This is a genomic window from Brevundimonas sp. FV1ye4L (assembly GCF_058681255.1).
The window spans coordinates 1990449-2012071 of the sequence record NZ_CM178734.1 but is presented as its reverse complement, the minus strand read 5'-3'; the positions used below and the strand labels follow the sequence as shown (position 1 = coordinate 2012071).

The 21623-nt window shown below is 68.4% G+C and carries 19 protein-coding genes; 14 read left to right on the top strand and 5 right to left on the bottom strand.

Going from position 1 to position 21623, the window contains the following annotated elements; translation table 11 throughout:
- Positions 1–3: 3 nt before the first annotated feature.
- From hisB to ACW17X_RS09655, 4 genes are read right to left on the bottom strand one after another with little or no spacing between them, the layout of a single operon-like run.
- Entirely contained in the window at positions 4–1428 is a 1425-nt protein-coding gene (gene hisB / locus ACW17X_RS09670; protein ID WP_492096958.1) for an imidazoleglycerol-phosphate dehydratase HisB, read from the bottom strand.
- On the bottom strand, positions 1425–2732 hold the full coding sequence (gene hisD, locus ACW17X_RS09665) for a histidinol dehydrogenase (RefSeq protein ID WP_492096957.1): 1308 nt from the start codon (positions 2730–2732) through the stop codon (positions 1425–1427). Before hisD ends, hisB begins: the two co-directional genes overlap by 4 nt.
- Positions 2732–3613 carry an ATP phosphoribosyltransferase gene (gene hisG, locus ACW17X_RS09660; protein ID WP_492096956.1) on the bottom strand — a complete coding sequence of 294 codons (882 nt, stop codon included), beginning with the start codon at positions 3611–3613 and terminating at the stop codon, positions 2732–2734. Before hisG ends, hisD begins: the two co-directional genes overlap by 1 nt.
- A 10-nt stretch (positions 3614–3623) precedes the next feature.
- Positions 3624–3914 (bottom strand): YerC/YecD family TrpR-related protein, encoded by a 291-nt coding sequence (locus ACW17X_RS09655; protein WP_492096955.1) that lies wholly within the window; start codon positions 3912–3914, stop codon positions 3624–3626.
- Positions 3915–4066: 152 nt separating this feature from the next.
- On the opposite strand from ACW17X_RS09655, the gene ACW17X_RS09650 reads away from it, so the two are divergent.
- From ACW17X_RS09650 to ACW17X_RS09585, 14 genes are all read left to right on the top strand, one after another.
- Positions 4067–5272: an NAD(P)/FAD-dependent oxidoreductase gene (locus ACW17X_RS09650; RefSeq protein ID WP_492096954.1), complete on the top strand. Its 1206-nt coding sequence runs from the start codon at positions 4067–4069 to the stop codon at positions 5270–5272.
- A gap of 129 nt (positions 5273–5401) precedes the next feature.
- Positions 5402–6823, top strand: coding sequence for a circularly permuted type 2 ATP-grasp protein (locus ACW17X_RS09645; protein ID WP_492096953.1), 1422 nt, complete (start codon positions 5402–5404; stop codon positions 6821–6823).
- Positions 6823–7761, top strand: coding sequence for an alpha-E domain-containing protein (locus tag ACW17X_RS09640; RefSeq protein ID WP_492096952.1), 939 nt, complete (start codon positions 6823–6825; stop codon positions 7759–7761). Before ACW17X_RS09645 ends, ACW17X_RS09640 begins: the two co-directional genes overlap by 1 nt.
- A gap of 2 nt (positions 7762–7763) precedes the next feature.
- The gene (locus ACW17X_RS09635; protein ID WP_492096951.1) at positions 7764–8603 is read left to right on the top strand and encodes a transglutaminase family protein; all 840 of its coding nucleotides are present in this window, start codon (positions 7764–7766) and stop codon (positions 8601–8603) included.
- A gap of 64 nt (positions 8604–8667) precedes the next feature.
- Positions 8668–9450, top strand: coding sequence for a proteasome-type protease (locus tag ACW17X_RS09630; RefSeq protein WP_492096950.1), 783 nt, complete (start codon positions 8668–8670; stop codon positions 9448–9450).
- Positions 9451–9556: 106 nt separating this feature from the next.
- Positions 9557–11860, top strand: coding sequence for a TonB-dependent receptor (locus ACW17X_RS09625; RefSeq protein WP_492096949.1), 2304 nt, complete (start codon positions 9557–9559; stop codon positions 11858–11860).
- Positions 11861–11934: 74 nt separating this feature from the next.
- Positions 11935–12621, top strand: a complete 687-nt coding sequence (locus tag ACW17X_RS09620) for a Fe2+-dependent dioxygenase (RefSeq protein WP_492096948.1) — start codon at positions 11935–11937, stop codon at positions 12619–12621.
- A gap of 89 nt (positions 12622–12710) precedes the next feature.
- Positions 12711–14768 carry a TonB-dependent receptor gene (locus tag ACW17X_RS09615; RefSeq protein WP_492096947.1) on the top strand — a complete coding sequence of 686 codons (2058 nt, stop codon included), beginning with the start codon at positions 12711–12713 and terminating at the stop codon, positions 14766–14768.
- A gap of 70 nt (positions 14769–14838) precedes the next feature.
- On the top strand, positions 14839–15519 hold the full coding sequence (locus ACW17X_RS09610) for a PepSY-associated TM helix domain-containing protein (protein WP_492096946.1): 681 nt from the start codon (positions 14839–14841) through the stop codon (positions 15517–15519).
- A 20-nt stretch (positions 15520–15539) separates the two neighbouring features.
- Positions 15540–16055, top strand: a complete 516-nt coding sequence (locus tag ACW17X_RS09605; protein WP_492096945.1) for a DUF2271 domain-containing protein — start codon at positions 15540–15542, stop codon at positions 16053–16055.
- A gap of 11 nt (positions 16056–16066) precedes the next feature.
- Positions 16067–16867 carry a DUF4198 domain-containing protein gene (locus ACW17X_RS09600; protein WP_492096944.1) on the top strand — a complete coding sequence of 267 codons (801 nt, stop codon included), beginning with the start codon at positions 16067–16069 and terminating at the stop codon, positions 16865–16867.
- A 9-nt stretch (positions 16868–16876) separates the two neighbouring features.
- The gene (locus tag ACW17X_RS09595) at positions 16877–17971 is read left to right on the top strand and encodes an FAD:protein FMN transferase (protein WP_492096943.1); all 1095 of its coding nucleotides are present in this window, start codon (positions 16877–16879) and stop codon (positions 17969–17971) included.
- An 11-nt stretch (positions 17972–17982) separates the two neighbouring features.
- Positions 17983–19329 carry a sulfite reductase subunit alpha gene (locus ACW17X_RS09590; RefSeq protein WP_492096942.1) on the top strand — a complete coding sequence of 449 codons (1347 nt, stop codon included), beginning with the start codon at positions 17983–17985 and terminating at the stop codon, positions 19327–19329.
- A gap of 56 nt (positions 19330–19385) precedes the next feature.
- Positions 19386–20192, top strand: a complete 807-nt coding sequence (locus ACW17X_RS09585; protein ID WP_492096941.1) for a glycoside hydrolase family 16 protein — start codon at positions 19386–19388, stop codon at positions 20190–20192.
- On the opposite strand, the gene ACW17X_RS09580 is transcribed toward ACW17X_RS09585, so the two are convergent.
- Positions 20177–21583, bottom strand: coding sequence for a glutamate ligase domain-containing protein (locus tag ACW17X_RS09580; RefSeq protein ID WP_492096940.1), 1407 nt, complete (start codon positions 21581–21583; stop codon positions 20177–20179). The genes ACW17X_RS09585 and ACW17X_RS09580 overlap by 16 nt on opposite strands.
- Positions 21584–21623 lie beyond the last annotated feature (40 nt).

Here is a 21623-nt window from a genome sequence, read left to right as displayed (position 1 = left end):
CCATCACAACACCCCCTTGGTGGACGGCACCGCGTCGCCCTCGACCCGGATGGCTTGGCGCAGGGCGCGGCCGAAGGCCTTGTAGACGGCCTCGGTCTTGTGGTGGTCGTCCTGGCCTGTGACCGAGATATGGACCGCGGCGCCCATGGCCTCAGCCAGAGAGCGGAAGACGTGGGCCGTCAGGTCGGTGCGGTAGTCGCCGATGAAGGGGGTGTCGAACGTGCCCTCGAACAGCGGATAGGGACGGCCGGACAGGTCGATGGAGACGGTGGCGTTGGCCTCGTCCATCGGCAGGACGAAGCCGTAGCGGGCGATGCCCTTGCGCTCGCCCAGCGCCTGTTTCAGCGCCTGGCCCAGGGCGATGGCGCTGTCCTCGATGGTGTGGTGGGGGTCGGTGTGCAGGTCGCCCTCGCACTGGAGGCGCAGGGAGAAGCCGCCGTGGGCTGCGATCTGCTCCAGCATATGGTCGAAGAAGCCGACGCCGGTCTCGATCCTGATGGGGCCGGGGGCGTCCAGGTCGACGGCGCAGACGATGCGGGTCTCTTTCGTGTCGCGCACGGCCTGGCCGACGCGGGCCGGGCGACGCTTGGCGGGCGTCAGGCCGAAGGCGGCCAGCAGCCGGTCGTTGACCTCGGGCTTGATCGAGACGGGCAGGCGCAGGCGCTCGCCGGACAGGTCGGCCGCGACGCCATAGGTCGTCAGGGCAGCCAAGGCGGCGGCGGGGTCTTCGGGGCGGGCCATGACGATGGGGCCGACGCCGGGTTCGACCGGCATCTGGCGGCTCAGTTCGCGGGCGATCCGCTCGCGCTCGCGCCGGACCGAGGTGATCCGCTCGGCGGTCTCGATCATCCGCGACGGGTCCAGCGCCTGTTGCGCCAACCGCACCAGGGGTTCGGGCAGGGCGTAGGGCTCGAGCGCCGAGGCGAGGCGGGCCAGGGTTGGGGCCTGGGCGATGGCCGCGCCGACGCGGGCGCCGGCCAGGCCATAGGCCAAGGACAGGCTGCGCAGCACGACCAGGTTCGGCTGGTCGGCGACGACGGTGGCGGCCGAGACGCTGTCGGAGAACTCGATCAGGCCTTCGTCCACCACCAGCAGGGCGGGGGCGACGCGGGCGGCCATTTCGGCCACGGCCTCGGGCGAGCCGAGGGCGCGGATGACCACGACTGCGGGTTCACCCTTGGCCGGATAGATGGCGGCGAGACGCTCATAGGGTTCGGCCTTGGGCGCCTCGACCGAACCGCCGTCGCGGGCGGCGAGGCGATAGGCCAGCTCCAGCCCGTGGGTCAGGCCGCGCACCGGCAGGACCTGGTCGGCGGGCACGGCGTAGATCGCGGCCATGCGGGCGGCCAGGGCTGCAGGCTCTCCAGGATAGCGGTCCAGGCCTTCGCCGCCGGAGACCAGCGGGGGATAGGGGGCGGGCAGGGTCATCCTTCGGCCCTCAGGTCGGCGGCGCGGGCGTGGGCTTCCAGGCCCTCCATCCGGGCCAGGCGGGCGGCGATGGGGGCCAGGGCGCGGGCGCCGGCCTCGGAGACCAGTTGGACCGACATGGTGGTCATGAAGCTGGCGGTGGTGACGCCGCCCAGGGTGCGGGCGCCGCCGTCGGTCGGCAGGACGTGGCTGGGGCCTGCCGCATAATCGCCCAGGGTCTCGGCGGCGAACCGGCCGACGAAGACGGCGCCGGCGGCCTTGATCGAATCCACCAGGGGTTCGGGGTCGTCGATCTGGATCGCCAGGTGTTCCGGGCCATACAGGTTGGCGACTTCTGCGGCGGCGTCGAGGTCACGGACCAGGATGGCGCGGGCCTCGTTCAGCGAGGCGCGGGCGATGGCTTCGCGCGGCAGGGTGGCGACCTGAACCTCAACCTCAGACAGGATATAGTCGATGGTGGCGCGGCTGGTGGAGACCAGGATGACCTGGGCGTCGGCGTCATGCTCGGCCTGGCTCAGCAGGTCGGCGGCGGCGATCTCGGGGGCTGCGTCGCGGTCGACGATGACCATCAGCTCGGACGGACCGGCGGGCATGTCGACCGCGGGGCCGCCAGGCAGGGCGGAAGCCTGTTTCTTTGCCTCTGCGACATAGGCGTTGCCGGGACCGAACAGCTTGTCGCAGGCGGGAATGACCCCGTCCTCCAGTTCGACGCCGAAGGTCAGGGCGGCGATGGCCTGGGCCCCGCCCATCAGCCAGATCGCGTCGAGCTCGGCCTCGGCGGCGGCCAGGATCATGGCGGGGTGAACGCCGCCGTCCTTCGAGGGCGGCGTGACGGCGACCCGTTCACCCACGCCCGCGACGCCGGCCGGGATGGCCAGCATCAACAGGGACGAGAACAGGGGCGCGGTGCCGCCGGGGATGTAGAGACCGGCCGAGGCGATGGGACGCCAGGCCAGTTTGGAGCGGACGCCGGGGGTGGTCTCGATGAAGGGGGTGTCCTCCGGCTTGGTCGCCTGGTGGAAGACCCGCACATTCTCGGCCGCCATGCGCAGGGCGCGGACGTCGCCGGGGGGCAGGGCGTTGCGGGCCTCGGCCACAGCCTCGGGCGTGATGGCGATGCGACGGGGCGGGGCCTTGTCCAGCTTCAGGCACCAGTCGGTGACGGCCGCGCCGCCGCGCATCCGCACGTCGTCCAGAATGGTGCGGACGACCTCGGTCACGTCGCCGGCGGTGCGCTGGGCCGGGCGGGCCAGGGCCGCCTTCTTTTCGGCGGCGTCGAGGGAAGACCAGTCGATCAGCTTCATCACATCATCTTCTCGATGGGCAGGACCAGGATGGCCGAGGCGCCGGCGGCCTTCAGCTTCTCCAGCGTCTCCCAGAAGACGGCTTCCTGGCAGACGGCGTGGACGGCGACGGCGTCGTCGCGGCCCATCAACGGCATGACGGTGGGCGAGCCGGCGCCGGGCAGGATGGCCGTGATCTCATCCAGCGCCGAACGCGGGGCGTTCAGCATGACGTATTTCGCGCCTTGTGAGGACACCACGCCCGACATCCGCTCGATGATGCTGTCCAGCAGGTGCTGCAGGGCGGGCTCGGGGGCGACGGGGGACTGGATCAGGACGGCCTGGCTTTCCAGCACCGTGTCCTTGGCCCCGAGGCCGTTGGCCTCCAGCGTCGCGCCGGTCGAGACCAGGTCGCAGATGGCGGCGGCCAGCTTCAGCCGGGGCGCGACCTCGACGGCGCCGCGCATGACGACGATCTCGGCCTTGACCCCACGCTCATCCAGGAAGCGGCGCAGGATCTTGGGATAGGAGGTGGCGATGCGTAAGCCCTCCAGCGAGGCCGGGCCGTCATAGGCCAGGGTCGGGGGGGTGGCGATCTTCAGGGTGCAGCGGCCAAAGCCCAGGGGCATGACCACGGATGCGTTGGCGCCGCCGTTGCGGCCTTCCTCCAGCACGTTCTCGCCGACGATGCCAAGGTCGCAGACGCCGTCGGCCACGAAGGTGGGGATGTCGTCGTCGCGGACGCGCAGCAGGTCGATCGGATAGTTCTCGACCCGGTACAGCAGGTCGTTGTGGCCCTTGACCCATTTCAGACCCGCGTCGCGGATCAGGTCGAGGCTGCGGTCGGCCAGACGGCCGGATTTCTGGACGGCGATGCGAAGCCGGCCTTGGACGGTGCTCATGTTCGGATACTCAGTTCGTGTTCTTCAGGCGGTCCAGGGCGAGGCGGTAGCCCTGGTGCGGCATGTCTTTGAGATAACGGGCGACGCGGACGACGGTGGTGGGGCTGGCGTGGGCCTCGGCCGCGATCTCGCGATAGGATTTGCCGCCGGCGTCGAGCAGGCGCGCCACCTGCCAGCGCTCGGCGAAGGCGCGCAGTTCCGCCGGAGTGCAGAGATCGGCCAGAAAGGCGTCGATCTCGGCGCGCGTCTGCATCGACAGCAGGGCGTCATAGAGGGCGTCGCGGGCGGGCGGGGTCGTCATGCGCGTTCCACTATGCTGTAACGGTGGAACGGTCAAGGGGTGGCGTGAGCCGTGACTGGTGACTCGCGATCGGGCGCGCGGGCTCCAGTCACGACTGACGATTCACCAATCACGACTTACGCCCGCCCGCGCACCGCTCTATCTGTCCGGCCATGACCAAGATCCTGATCATCGGCGCCGGACATGCCGGCGGCTCCGTCGCGGCCTTTCTGCGGCAGTACGGGCATGAAGGCCCCATTGTTCTGGTCGGCGAGGAGGAGGCGCCGCCGTATCAGCGGCCGCCCCTGTCCAAGGCCTGGCTGAAGGGGGAGGCGGATCTGGAGGCGCTGCTGCTGCGGCCACTGAGCTTCTATGAGGAGCAGGGGATCGAGTTTCGGTCGTCGACTGTCGCCGTGTCGGTGGACCCGGAGGCGAAGACGGTCGCCTTCCATGACGGGTCGAGCGAGACCTATGACGTCCTGGTGCTGGCGACGGGATCGACGGCGCGCAAACTGCCGGTTCCGGGCGGGGATCACCCCGAACTGCTGGAACTGCGGACGCTGAAGGACGCGGAACGGCTGAAGGCCGTGCTGGGACCGGGCAAGCGGTTGGCGGTGGTCGGCGGCGGCTATGTGGGTCTGGAGGCGGCGGCCTCGGCCCGGGCCCTGGGCGCCGAGGCGGTGGTGATCGAACGGGCGCCCCGCGTGCTGGCGCGGGTGGCGTCAGAGACCCTGTCGGCCTTCTTCACCGCTCAGCATCGGGCGCATGGGGTTGAGATCCTGACCGGGGCCGAGGTGGTCGCGGTCGCTCATGACGGGGTGACGCTGGCGGACGGATCGGTGGTTCAAGCGGATGCGGTTCTGGTCGGGGTCGGGGCGCTGGCGTGCGAAAGCCTGGCGCGGTCGGCGGGCCTGCGCTGCGACGACGGGGTGGTGGTGGACGAGCAGGCGCGGACCAGCGACCCGGCCATCTTCGCCATCGGGGACATGACGCGGCGGCCGATCCCGGTTCACGGCGGCGTTTCGCACCGGCTGGAGAGCGTGCCCAATGCGCTGGAACAGGCGAAGCAGGCGGCGGCGGCCATCGTCGGACGGCCGGGGCCGACGGCCGAGGTGCCGTGGTTCTGGTCCGATCAGTACGACTTCAAGCTTCAGATCGCGGGTCTGCCGTTCGATGCGGACCGTCAGGTGGTGCGGGGCGATCCGTCGGCGGGGGGATTTGCGGTGTTTCACCTGAACGGGGACCGGGTGGTCTGCGTCGAGGCGGTCAATGCGCCGCCGGAGTTCATGGCGGGCAAGCAGTTGATCGGCAAGGCGACGCCGGTGGATGTGGTGAAGCTGGCGGATACCGCTGTGTCGATGAAGGCTGTGGGGATCTGAGACCGGTCTTCTCCCTCCCCGCAGGGGGAGGGGAAGATCTGATCGCTCAAGCTTCGCCGCAGTGCAACAAAACTGTTGCGCTTTTCGTTGGGTCACGATCAAGCTGTGATCTCAACGCGGCGGGGGCGGATGACGAGAGCTTTCGACGAAATGAACGGCGGCGGATCCGGCGCGATCCGCGACAGCTACAAGACCCTGGCGGCCTGGCTGGAAAACGCCCCGCCGGATCTGCTGCAGGCGCGCTCGCGCCAGGCGGAGCTGTTCTTCCGCCGCATGGGGGTGACCTTCGCCGTCTATGGCGACGAGGAATCCAACGAGCGCCTTATTCCGTTCGACGTCGTGCCGCGCATCATCGGCGCCAGCGAGTGGGGCGGTCTCGAGAAGGGGCTGAAGCAGCGGGTCACCGCCATCAACGCCTTCCTGAAGGACATCTATGGCCCCCAGGACTGTATCCGCGCCGGGATCGTGCCCGCCGACCTGATCCTGACCAATCCGCACTATCGGCCCGAGATGCAGGGCCGCCGGCCGCCGGGCGACGTCTGGTGCCATATCGCCGGGGTCGATCTGGTCCGCACGGGCGAGGACGGCTTCTATGTGCTGGAGGACAATGTCCGCACGCCCTCGGGGGTCTCCTATATGCTGGAGAACCGCGAGATGATGATGCGGCTGTTCCCGGACCTGTTCGCCGAACATGCGGTGCGGCCGGTCGAGATCTATACCGACATGCTGTTGCGGTCCTTGCAGGCCTCGGCGCCGTCGGGGGCGGGCGAAGATCCCACCATCGTCGTGCTGACGCCCGGGCCGTTCAACTCAGCCTATTACGAACACAGCTTCCTGGCCGACAAACTGGGGGTCGAGCTGGTCGAGGGCGGGGATCTCTTCGTCAATGACGACACCGTCTATATGCGCACGACCGAGGGGCCCAAGCGGGTCGACGTCATCTATCGCCGCATCGACGACGACTTCATCGATCCCCTGACCTTCATGCCGAACTCGGCGGTCGGGGTGCCGGGGCTGATGTCGGCCTATTTCGCGGGTCGTGTGACCCTGGCCAATGCGGTCGGGACGGGGGTGGCCGACGACAAGGCCGTCTATACCTATATGCCCGAGATCATCCGCTTCTTCACCGGCGAGGAGGCGATCCTGAAAAATGTGCCGACCTGGCGCTGCCGCGAGGCGGACGCGCTGAAGGAGGTGCTGGGTAAGCTGGACGAACTGGTGGTCAAGGAAGTCGGCGGATCGGGCGGTTACGGCATGCTGGTGGGGCCGACCTCGACCAAGGCCGAGATCGAGGCGTTCCGGGCCAAGCTGATCGCCGACCCCGACGACTTCATCGCCCAGCCGACGCTGAGCCTGTCGACGGCGCCGACCCTGAATGGAGGCGACCTGTCGCCGCGGCACGTCGATCTGCGGCCGTTCGTCCTGTCCAGTCCGGCCGGGGTGCGGGTCGCGCCCGGCGGGCTGACGCGGGTGGCGTTGAAGGAGGGGTCGCTGGTGGTCAACTCCAGCCAGGGCGGCGGAACCAAGGACACCTGGGTGCTGGATAACTGATGCTCTCACGCACCGCAGACAGCCTGTACTGGACCGGCCGCTATATGGAGCGGGCGGACTTTCTCGCGCGTATTCTGGAGGCGGCGATCCGCCTGGCGGCGCTACCGGCCAAGGATCAGGCCACCGTTACGGCCTGGGCCGGGGCGATTTCGTCGTCGGGCGTGAAGTCGGCCTTCGATGCGACCGGCCGCACGGTGTCGGAGAAGTCGGTTCGTGAATACCTGGCCTTCGGGGCCGACAATACGACCTCGATCAAGGCCTGTATCACCAAGGCGCGGACCAATGCCCGTTCGGTGCGCACCGCCCTGACCATCGAGTTGTGGGAGGCGATCAACGGCGCCTGGAACGGGCTGAACGAACTGGGCGAGCCGACCAAGCGGGATGATTTCACCAACTTCCTCGACTTCGTGAAATCGACGTCGCTGGCGGTGGAGGGGGCCTCGTCGCGGACCATGTTGCGCAACGACGCCTACTGGTTCCTGCGTCTGGGCATGGCGATCGAGCGGGCCGACAACACCGCCCGCCTGCTGGACGTCAAATATCATCTGCTGCTTCCGCCCGGGGAACGGGTGGGGGGACAGCTGGACTATTTCCAGTGGACCACCCTGTTGCGTGAAGTCTCGGCCCTGACCGCCTATCGCTGGGTCTATCGCGAGAGCGTGCGCCCCTGGCTGGTGGCGGACCTGCTGGTGCTGAACCGGCAGATGCCGCGGTCCCTGGCGTCGTGTCAGGGGATGATCGTCAGCTATCTGGAGAAGCTGGCGACGGATTACGGCCGTCGCGGCCCGGCCCAGCGGCTGGCCTCCAACCGCCTGACCCAGTTCAACGAGGCCCGGATCGAGGACATCTTCCAGTCCGGCCTGCACGAATATATCCAGGGCTTCCTGAACGAGAACAACGCCCTGGCCGCCGCCGTCCACGAACAATATCTGGTCTGAACATGCGGATACGGATCGACCACTCCACCCGCTACGCCTACGCCCGCCCGGCGCGGTTCATCGTGCAGATGCTGCGGCTGACGCCCAAGTCGTGCGAGAGCCAGCAGGTGCGCGAATGGCGGATCGAGACCGACGTCGACGCCCGGCTACGGCGCAGCGAGGACGCCTTCGGCAATATTGTTCACAGCCTCTATACCGAGCGGCCGACCGACGCCCTGACCATCCGGGTGACGGGCGAGGTCTCGACCGTGGACACCGGCGGCGTGATCCGGGGCCAGAACGACCGGCTGCAGCCGGGCGTCTATCTGCGCGACACCCGCCTGACCCAGGCCAATCCCGCCCTGGTCGACTTCGCGCGAGAAATCGGCGAGGGCGCGCCGCTGGAGCGGATGCACCGGCTGATGGGGGCGATCCATGGCGGCGTGGCCTTCGAGGTCGGGGCGACGTCCGCCACCCATACGGCGGCCGAGGCCTTCGACATCCGGCGCGGCGTCTGTCAGGACCACGCCCAGATCTTCATCGCCTGCGCCCGCGCCCTGGGCGTGCCGGCCCGCTACGTCTCGGGCCATCTGAACCGGTCGGACGGCCAGCACGACCAGGACGCCGCCCATGCCTGGGCCGAGGCCTGGATCGAGGGGCTGGGCTGGGTCGGGTTCGATGCGGCCAACGGCATCTGTCCGACGGAAAACTATGTCCGCATCGCCGTGGGGCTGGACTCGCTGGGGGCGACGCCGATCCGGGGGACCAGCTATGGCGGCGGGGTCGGCAGCCTGACGGTCGCCCTTCATGTGCGGCCTGTGCAACAGAGCCAGCAACAACATCAGAGCCGGGGATGGTCCTGATCGCCATGTCGCAGGAATCTGTTAGCGTCGAACGATTCGCAGGCTGGGGAGCGGATAGAGGCAAGTGACCTATTGCGTAGGCATGCTGGTGGACGAGGGGTTGGCGATGATCGCCGACACCCGCACCAATGCGGGCGTGGACAACATCTCGTCCTATCGCAAGCTGCACGTGTTCAAGGCGCCGGGCGAACGGATCCTGGCCGTGGCCACGGCCGGCAATCTGTCGGTGACCCAGACCGCGCTGGCCATGGTGGCCGAGGGGGTCAAGCTGCCCGACTCGACCGGGCCGGAAACCCTGGAGACCGCGACCAGCCTGTTCCGCGCCGCCCAGATCCTGGGGCATGCGATGGCGACGGTGCGGGCCACGATCAATACGCCGGCCTCGCCGATGGCCGACGCCCTGAACGTCAACGCCTCCATGCTGCTGGGCGGCCAGATCGCCGGGGGCAAGATGGGGCTTTACCTGATCTATGGTCAGGGCAATTTCATCGAGTGCGGGGCCGACACCCCCTATCTTCAGATCGGCGAGCTGAAATACGGCAAGCCGATCCTGGATCGCGCCCTTCATGACTACACCCCCCTGTCCGAGGCGGTGAAACTGGGGTTGATCTCGTTCGACTCGACCATACGTTCCAATATCGCGGTGGGGCCACCGCTGGATCTGATCGTCATTCCGCGTGACGGGTTGACCGGGATGGAGCGTCGCATCGATGCGGACGACCCCTATTTCCGCGACCTGGGCCGCCGCTGGTCCGAAGCCCTGGCCGCCGCCCATAAGGCGATGCCGGACCCGACCTGGCTGGATCTGACGCCGTCGAAGACGGCGCGAATGAAGGCGGTGACCTGACGTCCTTCGGGGCTCGATGCGATTAAGTCTCAATTGTGCTTGTGTGATGCGGTGAAGCTGTCTATTGCGACCGCATCGCAAAATCAGGCCAAAAGGTCGCCCTAATATGTCCGAGTCCCGCGCCGCCGCGCTTCGTTCCCTCCTGTTCGCCTCCAGCGCCGCCGGCATGCTCGTCGCCGCGCCGGCCCTGGCCGCCGAGGTCGCCGCCGCTGACGCGCCGGTCGCCACGGCGCCGCAGACCGCCAAGGACGACGGACTGGAAGCTATCGACGTTACGGGCCGCCGCATCCGCCGCGAACCCGCCAGCCCTGAGTTCGTCGCGCCCCTGCTGGACACGCCGCGCGCGGTGACGATCATTCCGCAGCAGATCATCGAACAGACGGCCTCGACGTCGCTGCAGGACCTGCTGCGCACCTCGCCCGGCATCACCTTCGGGGCCGGTGAGGGCGGGCAGCCGCTCGCCGACCGTCCATTCATCCGGGGCCAATCCTCGGGCAACAGCATCTTCGTGGACGGCGTCCGCGACGCCGGCGGTCAACAGCGCGAAGTCTTCAACCTGGAGCAGGTCGAGGTCATCAAGGGGCCGGACTCGGTCTATGCTGGTCGAGGCTCGGGCGGCGGCAGCATCAATCTTGGCTCCAAGGCTCCGCACCTGACAGACATGGTCAATGTCGGCGCCGCCGTGGGCACGGACAGCTATTATCGCGCCACCATCGACGGCAACTGGCGCTTCAACGACACCACCGCCTTCCGCCTGAATCTGATGGCGAACGAAGGCGATGTCGCCGGCCGCGACGCCGTTGATTTCGAGAAGTACGGTCTGGCCATGGCCTTCGCCACCGGCCTGGGCACGGACACCACCGCGACCCTGAGCTACTACCACCTGACCAGCGACCAGATGCCGGATTATGGCATTCCGCTTTATACCAAGCGCGGCGGCGCGACGGCGCCCCGTCCGGACGCCAGCGGTGTGCTGGACGTGCCCTATGACAGCTTCTACGGCCTGAAGGCGCGGGACTATCTGCGCAACGAGGTCGACAGCGTCACGCTGAAGCTGGAGCACCGGTTCAACGAGAACCTGTCGATCCGCAACGTCACCCGTTATTCCGAGACCCTGAACGACTATGTCGTCACCAACCCCGGCGACGGCGGAACCGCCGTCCTGGTCAACGGGGTCTGGTGGATGAAGCGGGGCACCAAGTCGCGCTGGAACCCGGCCGAAACCTTCGCCAATGTCACTGACCTGTTCGGAACCTTCACGACCGGCGCTCTGAAGCACAGCTTCGACGCGGGTATCGAATATTCGACCGAGGACAATCACAACGCGGGCTACACCGTCACCACGACCTCGGGTTCGGCCTGCCCGGCGCCGCTGACGGGCTTCGACTGCACGCCCCTGTACGACCCGAACCCGAACGATCCGTGGAGCGGGTCGATCACCCGCGGTCTGGTCAGCGAGACGACGACAGACACGCTGGGTCTGTATGTCTTCGATTCGATCGCGTTCGGCGAGAAGTGGCTGCTGAACCTGGGCGTTCGCTATGACGACTATTCGGTCGACGGCAAGACCGCGTCGGGCACGATTGCGGCCCCGGTCTATACGACCCGCGAAGCGAGCTGGGAGTATGTGAACTACCAGGCGGGTCTGACCTACAAGCCGACGCCGAACACCAGCGTCTACGCCTCCTGGTCCACGGCTTCGACGCCCCCGACCATCTCGGGCGGCGACCAGAGCACTGCGCCGACGAACGGAAGCGGAGCCTTGAACGGCGACGTTCTGGATCCCGAAGAGACCACCAACTATGAAATCGGCGCCAAGGCGATCATCTTCGACAATCGCCTGACGTTGAGCGCGGCGGCCTATCAACTGACCCGCGAGAAGGCCCAGGTTCTCGACGCTGACAATGTTTACAGGCAGGTCGGCGAAATCGAGGTCAAGGGTGTGGAACTGGGCGTGTCGGGTAACATCACTCCGGCTTGGACCGTGTTCGGCGGCTACACCTATATGGATTCCGAGCTGGTGAAGGGAGCGTACACGCTTGTGAACGGGGTTCCGGTCCCAAGCGCATTCGAAGGTGAAGCCCTGGCCAATACGCCGGAACACTCCGCCAGCCTGTTCACCACCTACCGCGTGACGCGCAAGCTGACCTTGGGCGGCGGCGCCTACTACGTGTCGGACTCGAATGGTGGAAACCAGGGCGGCGCCGGTGGTGGCGGCAACGCAATCTACGCCCCCGCCTACACCCGACTGGACGTCTTCGCCTCGTATGACCTGACCGACCGCGCCAATCTGCAACTGAACGTGCAGAATGCGGCGGACGAGGAATATATCATCCGCACCAACGGGGTTCACCACGCCGACCCGGCCCCGGGACGGCAGGCCATCCTGAAGTTGAACGTCCGCTTCTAAAGGCTCGATCCCCGGCCTATCCTCGACGGCCCCGTCCTTCCGGCGGGGCCGTTTTCTATTGAGCGAGACCTGTCGTGCTGCTGCAGATCCCCGAAGTCTTCTCCAAGGCCGAAGTGAAGGCCCTGCGCGCGCGGCTGGACGCCGGCCCGTGGTCCGACGGCAATATGACCTCGGGCCATCAGTCGGCGACGGCGAAGCGGAACCAGCAACTGCCGGAAGATTCGGATGTGGCCAGGGAGGTTTCGGCCCTGATCGTTCAGGCGCTGAACGCCAATCCGATGTTTGTCGCCGCCGCCCTGCCGCACACGATCTTTCCGCCGCTGTTCAACCGCTATGAGGGCGGCGGCGAGTTCGGGCTGCACGTGGACAACGCCATCCGCCAGCAGCGGGGCGGGGGCGCTATCCGTATACGGAGCGACCTGTCGGCGACCCTGTTCCTGTCGGAGCCCGAGGATTACGACGGCGGGGAACTGATCATCGAGGAGATGTACGGACCCCAGTCGGTCAAACTGCCGGCCGGGGATCTGGTGCTGTATCCGTCCAAGAGCCTGCACAAGGTCATGCCGGTGACGCGCGGGGCGCGGGTCTCGTCCTTCATGTGGATGCAGAGCCTGATCCGCGACGACGGCGACCGCGAGATGCTGTTCCGCCTGGACGTCGCGACCCAGCGGGTGGCGCGCGAGAAGGGACACAAGGATCAGGCGGTGATCGAGCTGACCGGGGTCTATCACAACCTGCTGCGGCGCTGGTCCGAGGTTTGACGTCGCCTTCACCTGTGACCTCGAGGCCTCAATCGAGGTTATAAGGTCGCAGGGGTGAACCAAGGCGAACCTGGTCTATTGTGACCGGGATGTTCCAAGACGCTCCCCCCGCTCCGCCCGCCCAATTGTCCGAAATCACGGTGACGGCCGCCCGTCTGCCGCCCGCAGCCGCCGACGCCGCCTTTTCGGTGGTGCGGCTTGACCAGCGGGTGCTGGAGCGATCCGCCCGGCTGGACGAGGCCCTGCGGACCGTGCCGGCGGTGTCCCTGTTTCGCCGCACCTCCAGCCTAGCCGCCAATCCGACGACCCAGGGGATTTCGCTGAGGGCCATCGCGCCGTCGGGCGCGGGGCGGACCCTGGTCACGCTGGACGGGGTTCCGCTGAATGATCCGTTCGGCGGTTGGGTGATCTGGTCCCAGGTCGCGCCGGAATCGCTGGAACGGGTGGATGTGGTGCGCGGCGCGGGCGCGGGGCCTTATGGCGCCGGCGCCCTGACCGGGGTCATCGGCCTGACAGAACGGGACAGCGGCGGAGTGTTGGACCTGTCGGTCGCCGAGCGCGGCGGGGCGCGAGCGGCGGGGTCGGGATCGACCATGCTGGGTCCGGTGGGGGTGACCCTGTCGGGCCTGTATGAGACCAGCGACGGCTATACGCCGGTGCGCGGGCCGGCGGCGGGCGCGGCGGATAGGCCGCTGGATCTGGACAGCCGCAGCGCCGCGCTTCGGGTCGATGCGCCGCTGGACGGGCTCAATCTCGAAGGGGCGAACCTGTCGCTGCGGGCGGCGACCTGGGAGGAGGATCGCGGCTCTGGCCTGCTCAACGCCCGGTCCAACGCCAGTGGCCACAGCCTGAGCGCCACGGCGGCCAAGGCGCCGCCCGTCGACGGATACGGCTGGCGGCTGCAGGCCTGGCGGATCGAGAGCAATTTCGCCAACAGTTCGGCTGCGGTGGCGGCGGATCGATCGACCACGACCCCGGCCAACAATCAGTACAAGACCCCCGCGACGGGCTGGGGTTTGAACACAGCTCTGCGCCGTCGCACCGCCGACTTCGCCGGCGGACGGCTGGAGTGGGAGGTCGGGGCCGACGCGCGGTTCAACGAGGGTGCGACCAACGAATTCTTCAGCAATCCCACCGGCGCGGGCTTCGCCCGGGGACGACGGGCGGGCGGCGAGACATCGGTGGCCGGGGCCTATGTGGACGGGTCGTGGACCGACGGCGCCTGGTTGGTCGCGGGCGGGCTGCGTTACGACCAGTGGAAGAACGAGGCGGGCTTCCGCTACGAATACACCCTGGCGACCGGCGCTCCCATCCTGGACGAGATGGACGAAGACCGGTCGGGCGAGGTGTTCAGCGCCCGTCTGGCGGCGCGGCGGGATCTCAGCAGCCTGCTGGGCGCCGGCTACGCCTGGCGCGCGGCGGCCTATTCCGGTTTCCGCCCCGCGACGCTGAACGAACTGCACCGGCCGTTCCGGGTCGGCAACGACATCACCGAGGCCAATTCGGCGCTGGAGCCCGAGACCCTGCGCGGGATCGAGACGGGCCTGGCCTACGACCGGGACGGGATCGCCTGGGGGGCGACGGTGTTCTGGAACGAGATCGAGGACGCCATCGTCAATGTCACGATCGGCGAGGGGCCGGGCACCTTCCCCCGTGCGGGCTTCGTGCCGGCCGGAGGCGTGCTGCGCCAACGCCAGAACGCCGGGACCATCGAGGCCTGGGGCGTCGAACTGAATGGGTCGGTCCAGGCGACCGAGGCCCTGTCGCTGAACGCCGCCCTGTCCTGGACGGACGCCGAGGTGGACGGCGGGACGGTGGCGCCGCAGCTGACCGGCCTGCGTCCGGCCCAGGCGCCGGAATGGAGCGCGACGGCGGGTCTGGATTGGCGGGCGACGCAGCGCCTGACCCTTGGGCTGGCTGCGCGGTATGAATCGGCGCGGTTCGACGATGATCTGAACAGCCGGACCCTGGATCCCGCCGTGACCCTGGACGCCCGGGCGGAATGGGCGGCGCGCGAAGGCGTCATGGTCTGGGCCGCCTTGGACAACGCGTTCGACGAAGAGGTCGAGGTGTCGATGACCGGGACCGACGTCGCCGGCTACGCTCCGCCGCGCACGCTCCGGGCCGGGGTGAGATTCAGCTACTGACGATCCGTGCGGCGATTTCGTCGCACGGACTGCTATTGAAAACGGTTCGCAACAGTGGCACAGCCACCTTGTGACCGAACTCGCCGCACAACATCCGGTCGAGCCCCCCGCCAAGGGCTCGAAGAAGCCGAAGGCGGCGCTGAACGGCGCGCGGTCCTTCTGGCTGAAACAGCTTCATTCCTGGCACTGGATTTCGGCGGCGGTCAGTCTGGTCGGCCTGGTTCTGTTCGCCTTCACCGGCATCACCCTGAACCACGCGGCCTCGATCCCCGCCGAGCCGGTGACGGTCGAACAGGCCGCCGCCCTGCCGGCGCCCCTGGTGGCGCGGCTGGCGGACTTCCCCGATGAGACGACCGATCCCGTCCCCGACGCCGTCGCCCGCTGGTCGGCGCAGACGCTGAAGGCCGAGATCGCCGGCAAGCCGACCGAGACCACGGCCGAAGAAATCTATGTGGCCCTGCCTACGCCCGGCGGCGACGGCTGGGTGACCATCGACCGTGCGACGGGCGACGTGCTGCACGAGACGACGACGCGCGGCTGGATCGCCTACCTGAACGACCTGCACAAGGGCCGCAACGCCGGCGGCGTCTGGTTCTGGTTCATCGACGTCTTCGCCGTCGCCTGCTTGATCTTCGCCCTGACGGGGCTGGGGCTGATGTGGCTTCACGCCAAGGGGCGGCCGTCCACCTGGCCGTTGGCGGCCCTGGGCCTGCTTATCCCCGCCGTTATCGCCCTTATCTTCATTCATTGAACCTCGTGAGAGTTTTCCGGATGCGCCTGCTTCCCATCGTCATCACCACGGCCGGGCTGTCCCTGGCCGCCGCAGCGCCGGCCCTGGCGGCGGACCTGTCGGTCACGGTCGATGTGCCGCGCCTGAACACCGCCTCCTATCACCGGCCCTATGTGGCGGTGTGGATCGAACGGCCGGACCAGACGGCGGTCCAGACCCTGGCGGTCTGGTACCAGCAGACCCGCAACAACGAGGGCGACGGTAAGGATTGGCTGAAGGATCTGCGCACCTGGTGGCGCAAGGGCGGCCGGGCCATGAGCCTGCCGGCCGACGGCGTCTCGGGCGCCACCCGCGCGCCGGGTCGCCAGACCATCACCGTCCCCGCCGCCCGTCTGCGCGGCCTGCAACCGGGCCAGTACAACATCGTCGTCGAGGCGGCCCGTGAACTGGGCGGGCGCGAGGTCGTGCGCGTGCCCTTCCGCTGGGGCGGCGCCAACACCGCCGATGCTTCCGGCTCCACCGAATTGGGCGCCGTGCGCGTCACCGTCTCTCGTTGAGGAACAGACCCATGAAAAAGACGATCGCTCTGCTGACGCTCGCCGCCGCCCTGGCTGCGCCCATGGCCGCCCAGGCCCACCGCGCCTGGATGGCGCCGACCTCGACCAGCCTCTCGGGCAATGACGCCTGGGTCGGGTTCGACGCCGGCATGTCGAACGGGGTCTTCATCCCCGACCACGCCGCCATGCGGATGAACGGCTTGGTCGTGACCGCGCCGGACGGCTCGGCCGTTCAGCCCGAGCACCTGATGCAGGGCCAGTACCGCACCACCTTCGACGTCCATCTGACGCAGAACGGCACCTACAAGATCGCCAATGTCATGGGCGGCGTGATGGCCAGCTACAAGCTGAACGGTGAACAGAAGCGCTGGCGCGGAACCGCGGCCGAGTTTCCTGCGGCCCTGCCGGCAGGCGCGACCGAGGTCCAGGCGACCCGCACCGCCAGCCGGATCGAGACCTTCGTCACCCTGAACAACGCGACCGAGACCGTGTTCAAGCCGACGGGCGAGGGTCTGGAGCTGGTGCCCGTGACCCATCCCAATGACCTGGCCGCCGGCGAGGCCGCGACCTTCAAGCTGATGAAGGACGGTCAACCCGCCGCCGATCTGGATGTGACCATCGCGCGCGGCGGCCTGCGTTATCGTGACAATCCCGAAGAGATGACGGTCAAGACCGGCGCTGACGGCGCCTTCACCGTCACCTGGCCGGCAGCCGGCCTGTATTGGCTGAACGCCTCGGTCCGCGCGCCGGCCCAGGGCGAGACCCTGGGGTCGAACGCCAGCTATGTGGCGGTGATGGAAGTCCTGCCCTAAGCCACGGGCATGTCTGACAGTCCCTTCTCGCGCGGATCCCGCGCCGCTCCGCCCACGGTCACGCTCGGCGACCCGGTTCCGCTCGCGGACCGCGCCGACAACCGGGTTCTGATTCCGCCGATGGACGGGGTTCCGCCCCGTCCGCCCGGCGACGTGGTGCTGGCGCTGGACGGCCAGACCATGGGCACGACGTGGAGCGTGCGCCTGATCGGGCCGCCCCTGCTGGGGCCGGTCGAGGCGCGGGCTGCCATCGAACAGGAGTTGGCGGCGGTGATCGCCGCCTTCAGCCCCTGGGAGCCGAACAGCGAGATCAGTCGCTTCAACGCCGCGCCCGAAGGCATGTGGTCGGTGTCCGAGACCTTCTGGGGCCTGCTGGACGCGGCCATGGACCTGGGAGACGAGACCAATGGCGCGGTCGATCCGACCCTGGGCGCCCTGGTCGATCTGTGGGGATTCGGCCCGCCGGGGCCGCGCGGCGCGCTTCTGCCGGTGCCGTCCGACGAAGATGTCGAGGCGGCGCTGGCGGTGTCGGGCTGGCGCCGGCTGCGGATGAACCGCGACGCGCGCGGCCTGATGCAGATGGGCGGGATGAAGCTGGACTTCTCCGGCATCGCCAAGGGCTATGCGGTGGACCGGGTCTCGGACCGGCTGACCGCCATAGGGGCGACCTCGCACCTGGTCGAGATCGGCGGCGAGTTGAAGGGGCGCGGCGTCAAGCCGGACGCCCAGCCCTGGTGGGTCGAGATCGAACGGGTCGAGGGCTCGACCGAGCCGCGCACCGTGGCGGCCCTGTACGATATGGCCATGGCGACCAGCGGCGACTATCGCCGCGCCTTTGAACATAATGGACGGGTCTATCCGCATACGATCGACGGTTCGACGGGGCGGCCGGTGACCAACGCTGTGGCTTCGGTGACGGTGCTGCACCCCTCGGCCATGAAGGCGGACGCCTATGCCACGGCCTTGACGGTCATGGGCCCGTTCGACGGGCCTGAACATGCCGAGGCCATCGGTCTGGCGGCCCTGTTCGTCGAGCGGACGCCGCGTGGGCCGGTGGAGCGGATGACGCCGGCCTTGTCCGCCATGATGGAAGAGCCCTGGTGACAGGCGACCCGATGCGTTGGCTCTGGGCCGCCGGGGCGGTGGCTCTGTGGCTGGTCCTGGTGGGCTTTGTGGTTTGGCGTGAGCGCCGGGCCAAGGCGGCGGCGCGCGCGCGGTCGGACGCCATGGCCGGGCAGGGCGAGGCGGTTCTGGTGGCCTTCGCCAGCCAGACGGGCTTCGCCGAGGAACTGGCCTGGATGACGGCCAAGGCCTTGCAGGACGGCGGCGTCGGGGTGCGGGTGCTGTCGTTCGCCGATCTGGATGAGGCGGCATTGAAAGCGGCGGCGCGGGCCCTGCTGATCGTCTCGACGACCGGCGAGGGCGATCCGCCCGACAGTGCGGCCCGGTTCGTGCGCAAACTGATGGGCGAGGCGGCGGACTTGGCGGACTTGAGGTTCGGGCTGCTGGCGCTGGGCGACCGCAGCTATGACCAGTTCTGCGGCTTCGGCCACGCGGTGGACGGCTGGCTGCGGCGATCGGGCGCCGAACCCCTGTTCGATACGGTCGAGGTCGACAACGGCGAGGCCGGGGCGATCCGCCATTGGCAGCACCAGCTGAACCAGATCACCGGCAGCGTCGGGGCCCCCGACTGGGCGCCGGCGGCCTTCTATCCGTGGCGACTGGTCGAGCGGACCCTGGTCAATCCGGGCAGCCCCGGCGGGGCGGCCTATCACCTGGCGTTCGAACCGGTCGGGTCTGCGCCGGACTGGGCGGCGGGGGACATCGCAGAAGTGGGACTGCCGGAACGCGACGGGGTAGCGCCTGGATCGCGCGAATACTCCATCGCCTCCCTGCCTTCGGACGGCCGGGTCGAGTGCCTGATCCGGCTGATGCGTCATCCGGATGGAACGCCGGGCCTGGCGTCCGGCTGGCTGACCCAGGATCTGGCGGTCGGCGACGAGATCGGCATGCGGCTGAGGACCAACCGCAGCTTCCACGGGCCGGCGGACGAGACGCCGATGGTCCTGATCGGCAACGGCACAGGGATAGCGGGACTGCGGGCGCACCTGAAGGCGCGGAGCTCGGCCGGGGGCGGGGCCTGGCTGCTGTTCGGCGAGCGGACGCGGGCGCATGACGCATTCTTCGATGCCGAGCTTCAGGCCTGGCTGGAGACGGGCGTGCTGCGTCGGCTGGACCGGAGCTTCTCGCGCGATCCGGGCGACGGCCGCTATGTGCAGGATCTGGTCGCCGGGGCGACGGACGAACTGCGCGACTGGATCGGTCGCGGCGCCACGATTCATGTCTGCGGCAGTCTGGAGGGCATGGCCGCAGGTGTTCATGCGGCGCTGGAGACTGCCTTGGGCGCCGAGGTTCTGCTGGACCTGCTCGAAACCGGTCGTTACCGGCGCGACGTCTATTAGGGCTGCCGCCCGCCGGGCCTTCCTGCCATCAATAGCGCAAAGAAAGGGAGGAACCGATGATTTCCATGCTGCTGGCGGCGGCGATTTCGACCCTGCCGCAAACGTCCGCCGCTCCGTCTGGATACGTCCTGACCTGGTCCGACGAATTCTCTGGCGACGGCCTGCCCGACGCCTCGAAGTGGCGATACGACACCCAGGCCAACAAGACCGGCTGGTATAACGAGGAGCTGCAGTACTATTCCGCCGCTCGGCCTGAGAACGCCCGCATCGAGGACGGCGTGCTGATCATCGAGGCGCGGCGAGAGACCCTCAACCCGCCTCCGGCCGACTGGGGCGGACAGGCCTACACCTCGGCGCGGATGATCTCGACCACCGCCTGGTCACGCGGCTTCATCGAGACGCGCGCCAAGATTCCTTGCGGACGCGGCAGTTGGCCGGCCATCTGGATGTTGCCCGAAAAGGCGGCCGGCTGGCCCATCGGCGGCGAGATCGACATCATGGAGCATGTCGGCCATCGTCCCGGCGTGGTGCACGGCTCGATCCACACCGAGGCCTACAATCATGTGAAGGGCACCCAGAGCACGGCGACGCGCCAGGTTGCGGACGCCTGCGACGCCTTTCACCGCTATCAGGTGCGCTGGACGCCGAACGAGATCATCTTCCTGATCGACGACCAGCCCTTCCACCGCTTCGCCAATGATCAGGCGCGGAATGTGGAGACCTGGCCGTTCGACAAGCCGTTCCATCTGATCCTGAACGTCGCCGTGGGCGGAACCTGGGGCGGCGAGGAGGGCGTCGATGACGCCGTCTTCCCGCAGCGGATGGAGGTCGACTACGTCCGGGTCTATCAGCCGGCCGACTGATCCAGTCGGCCCAGCAGGTCAGCCGCGAAGCTGGAAAGGGTGTCGTCGCGGGCGCCCATGACGATGATCCGGTCGCCCGGTTGCGCCAACTCCACGATCCGGTCGCCGCAGTCGGCGCGGGTCGGCAGAGCCTCTGCCTGACGGCCGGCGGCGCGGACGCCCGCGGCGATGTCCTCGGAGCCGACGCTGCGGTCGGTGGTGCCGCCGTAATAGACCGGCTCGGGCATCAGCAGGACGTCGGTCTCGCGCATCAGGCCGGCGAAGCCGTCGATGAATTCCTGCCGCATCAGTTTCAGCGGGCCGAACCCATGCGGCTGGAACAGGATCAGCAGACGGCCGTCGAAGGCGTGCAGGGTCTTCAGGGTGGCGGCGATCTTGTCCGGGTTATGGGCGAAGTCGTCGATGACGGTGATGTCGTTGACGGTCCCGACCACCTCCATCCGGCGACGGATGCCGGCGAAGGTCTCCAGCGCCTTGACCGCCTCGGCAGTCGGCACGCCCAGCGCCCGGGCCGCGCCCAGGGCCGCCAGGGCATTGGCGACATTGTGGGCGCCGGGGACGTTCAGGACGACGTCATATTCGCTCCAGCCTTCGATCAGGCGGAACTTCATGCCGGTCGGCAGGGGGACCAGGTCATGGGCGGACAGGTCGGCCTTTTCTTCGCCTAGGGCGAAGGTGATCGCCTTGCCGGCCGGAAGCGTCTGGGCCAGGGCCGCCGTCTCGGGATTGTCGAGGTTCAGCACCGCCGTGGTCGCGCGGGCGGTGAAGCCGCCGAACAGGTCGCGCAGCTCCTCCATCGACTTGTGATCCAGCGAGATGTTGGAGACGACGGCGACGGTGGGGTCGTAGCCGGCGATGGAGCCATCGGACTCGTCCACCTCGGCCACGAACAGATCGGGCCCGCCGACCAGGGCGCTGGCGAACGGATGATCGGCGTCGGCGAAATTCTTCATCACCGCCCCGTTGACGACGGTGGGATTGCGGTCGGTCTGGCTCAGGATCCAGGCGATCATGCCGGTGATGGTGGACTTGCCGCTGGTGCCGGCTACGCCGACCGAGGTCGGGGCGGCGTTGAACAACTGGCTCAGCAACTGGGGTCGGGTTTTGATGACGGCGCCGACGCGACGGGCCGCGCCGATATCGGGCACAGTCTCTTCAATCGCGCCGGTGGCCACCACGGTCTGTGCGGCGCGGGTCACGCCCGATCCGTCCTGGGGGTGCAGGGTCACGCCGTGGGCGCGCAGCCAGTCGAACTTCTCGGGCGTACGGCCCTGGTCCAGCGCCCGGTCGGAGCCTTCGATACGGTGGCCCAGGGCCTGGACGATCAGGGCCAGGGGCAACATGCCCGACCCGCCGATGCCGCAGAAGAAATAGGAGGCGTCTTGGTTCATGCCCCCTTAGAACAGGGGATCGGGCCGATCCGCCAGAGGC

Coding starts and splice junctions, on each gene's coding strand:
- hisB (WP_492096958.1), bottom strand. CDS start 1,428: ATGACCCTGCCCGCCCCCTATCCCCCGCTGGTCTCCGGCGGCGAAGGC.
- hisD (WP_492096957.1), bottom strand. CDS start 2,732: ATGAAGCTGATCGACTGGTCTTCCCTCGACGCCGCCGAAAAGAAGGCG.
- hisG (WP_492096956.1), bottom strand. CDS start 3,613: ATGAGCACCGTCCAAGGCCGGCTTCGCATCGCCGTCCAGAAATCCGGC.
- ACW17X_RS09655 (WP_492096955.1), bottom strand. CDS start 3,914: ATGACGACCCCGCCCGCCCGCGACGCCCTCTATGACGCCCTGCTGTCG.
- ACW17X_RS09650 (WP_492096954.1), top strand. CDS start 4,067: ATGACCAAGATCCTGATCATCGGCGCCGGACATGCCGGCGGCTCCGTC.
- ACW17X_RS09645 (WP_492096953.1), top strand. CDS start 5,402: ATGACGAGAGCTTTCGACGAAATGAACGGCGGCGGATCCGGCGCGATC.
- ACW17X_RS09640 (WP_492096952.1), top strand. CDS start 6,823: ATGCTCTCACGCACCGCAGACAGCCTGTACTGGACCGGCCGCTATATG.
- ACW17X_RS09635 (WP_492096951.1), top strand. CDS start 7,764: ATGCGGATACGGATCGACCACTCCACCCGCTACGCCTACGCCCGCCCG.
- ACW17X_RS09625 (WP_492096949.1), top strand. CDS start 9,557: ATGTCCGAGTCCCGCGCCGCCGCGCTTCGTTCCCTCCTGTTCGCCTCC.
- ACW17X_RS09615 (WP_492096947.1), top strand. CDS start 12,711: ATGTTCCAAGACGCTCCCCCCGCTCCGCCCGCCCAATTGTCCGAAATC.
- ACW17X_RS09605 (WP_492096945.1), top strand. CDS start 15,540: ATGCGCCTGCTTCCCATCGTCATCACCACGGCCGGGCTGTCCCTGGCC.
- ACW17X_RS09600 (WP_492096944.1), top strand. CDS start 16,067: ATGAAAAAGACGATCGCTCTGCTGACGCTCGCCGCCGCCCTGGCTGCG.
- ACW17X_RS09595 (WP_492096943.1), top strand. CDS start 16,877: ATGTCTGACAGTCCCTTCTCGCGCGGATCCCGCGCCGCTCCGCCCACG.
- ACW17X_RS09590 (WP_492096942.1), top strand. CDS start 17,983: ATGCGTTGGCTCTGGGCCGCCGGGGCGGTGGCTCTGTGGCTGGTCCTG.
- ACW17X_RS09585 (WP_492096941.1), top strand. CDS start 19,386: ATGATTTCCATGCTGCTGGCGGCGGCGATTTCGACCCTGCCGCAAACG.
- ACW17X_RS09580 (WP_492096940.1), bottom strand. CDS start 21,583: ATGAACCAAGACGCCTCCTATTTCTTCTGCGGCATCGGCGGGTCGGGC.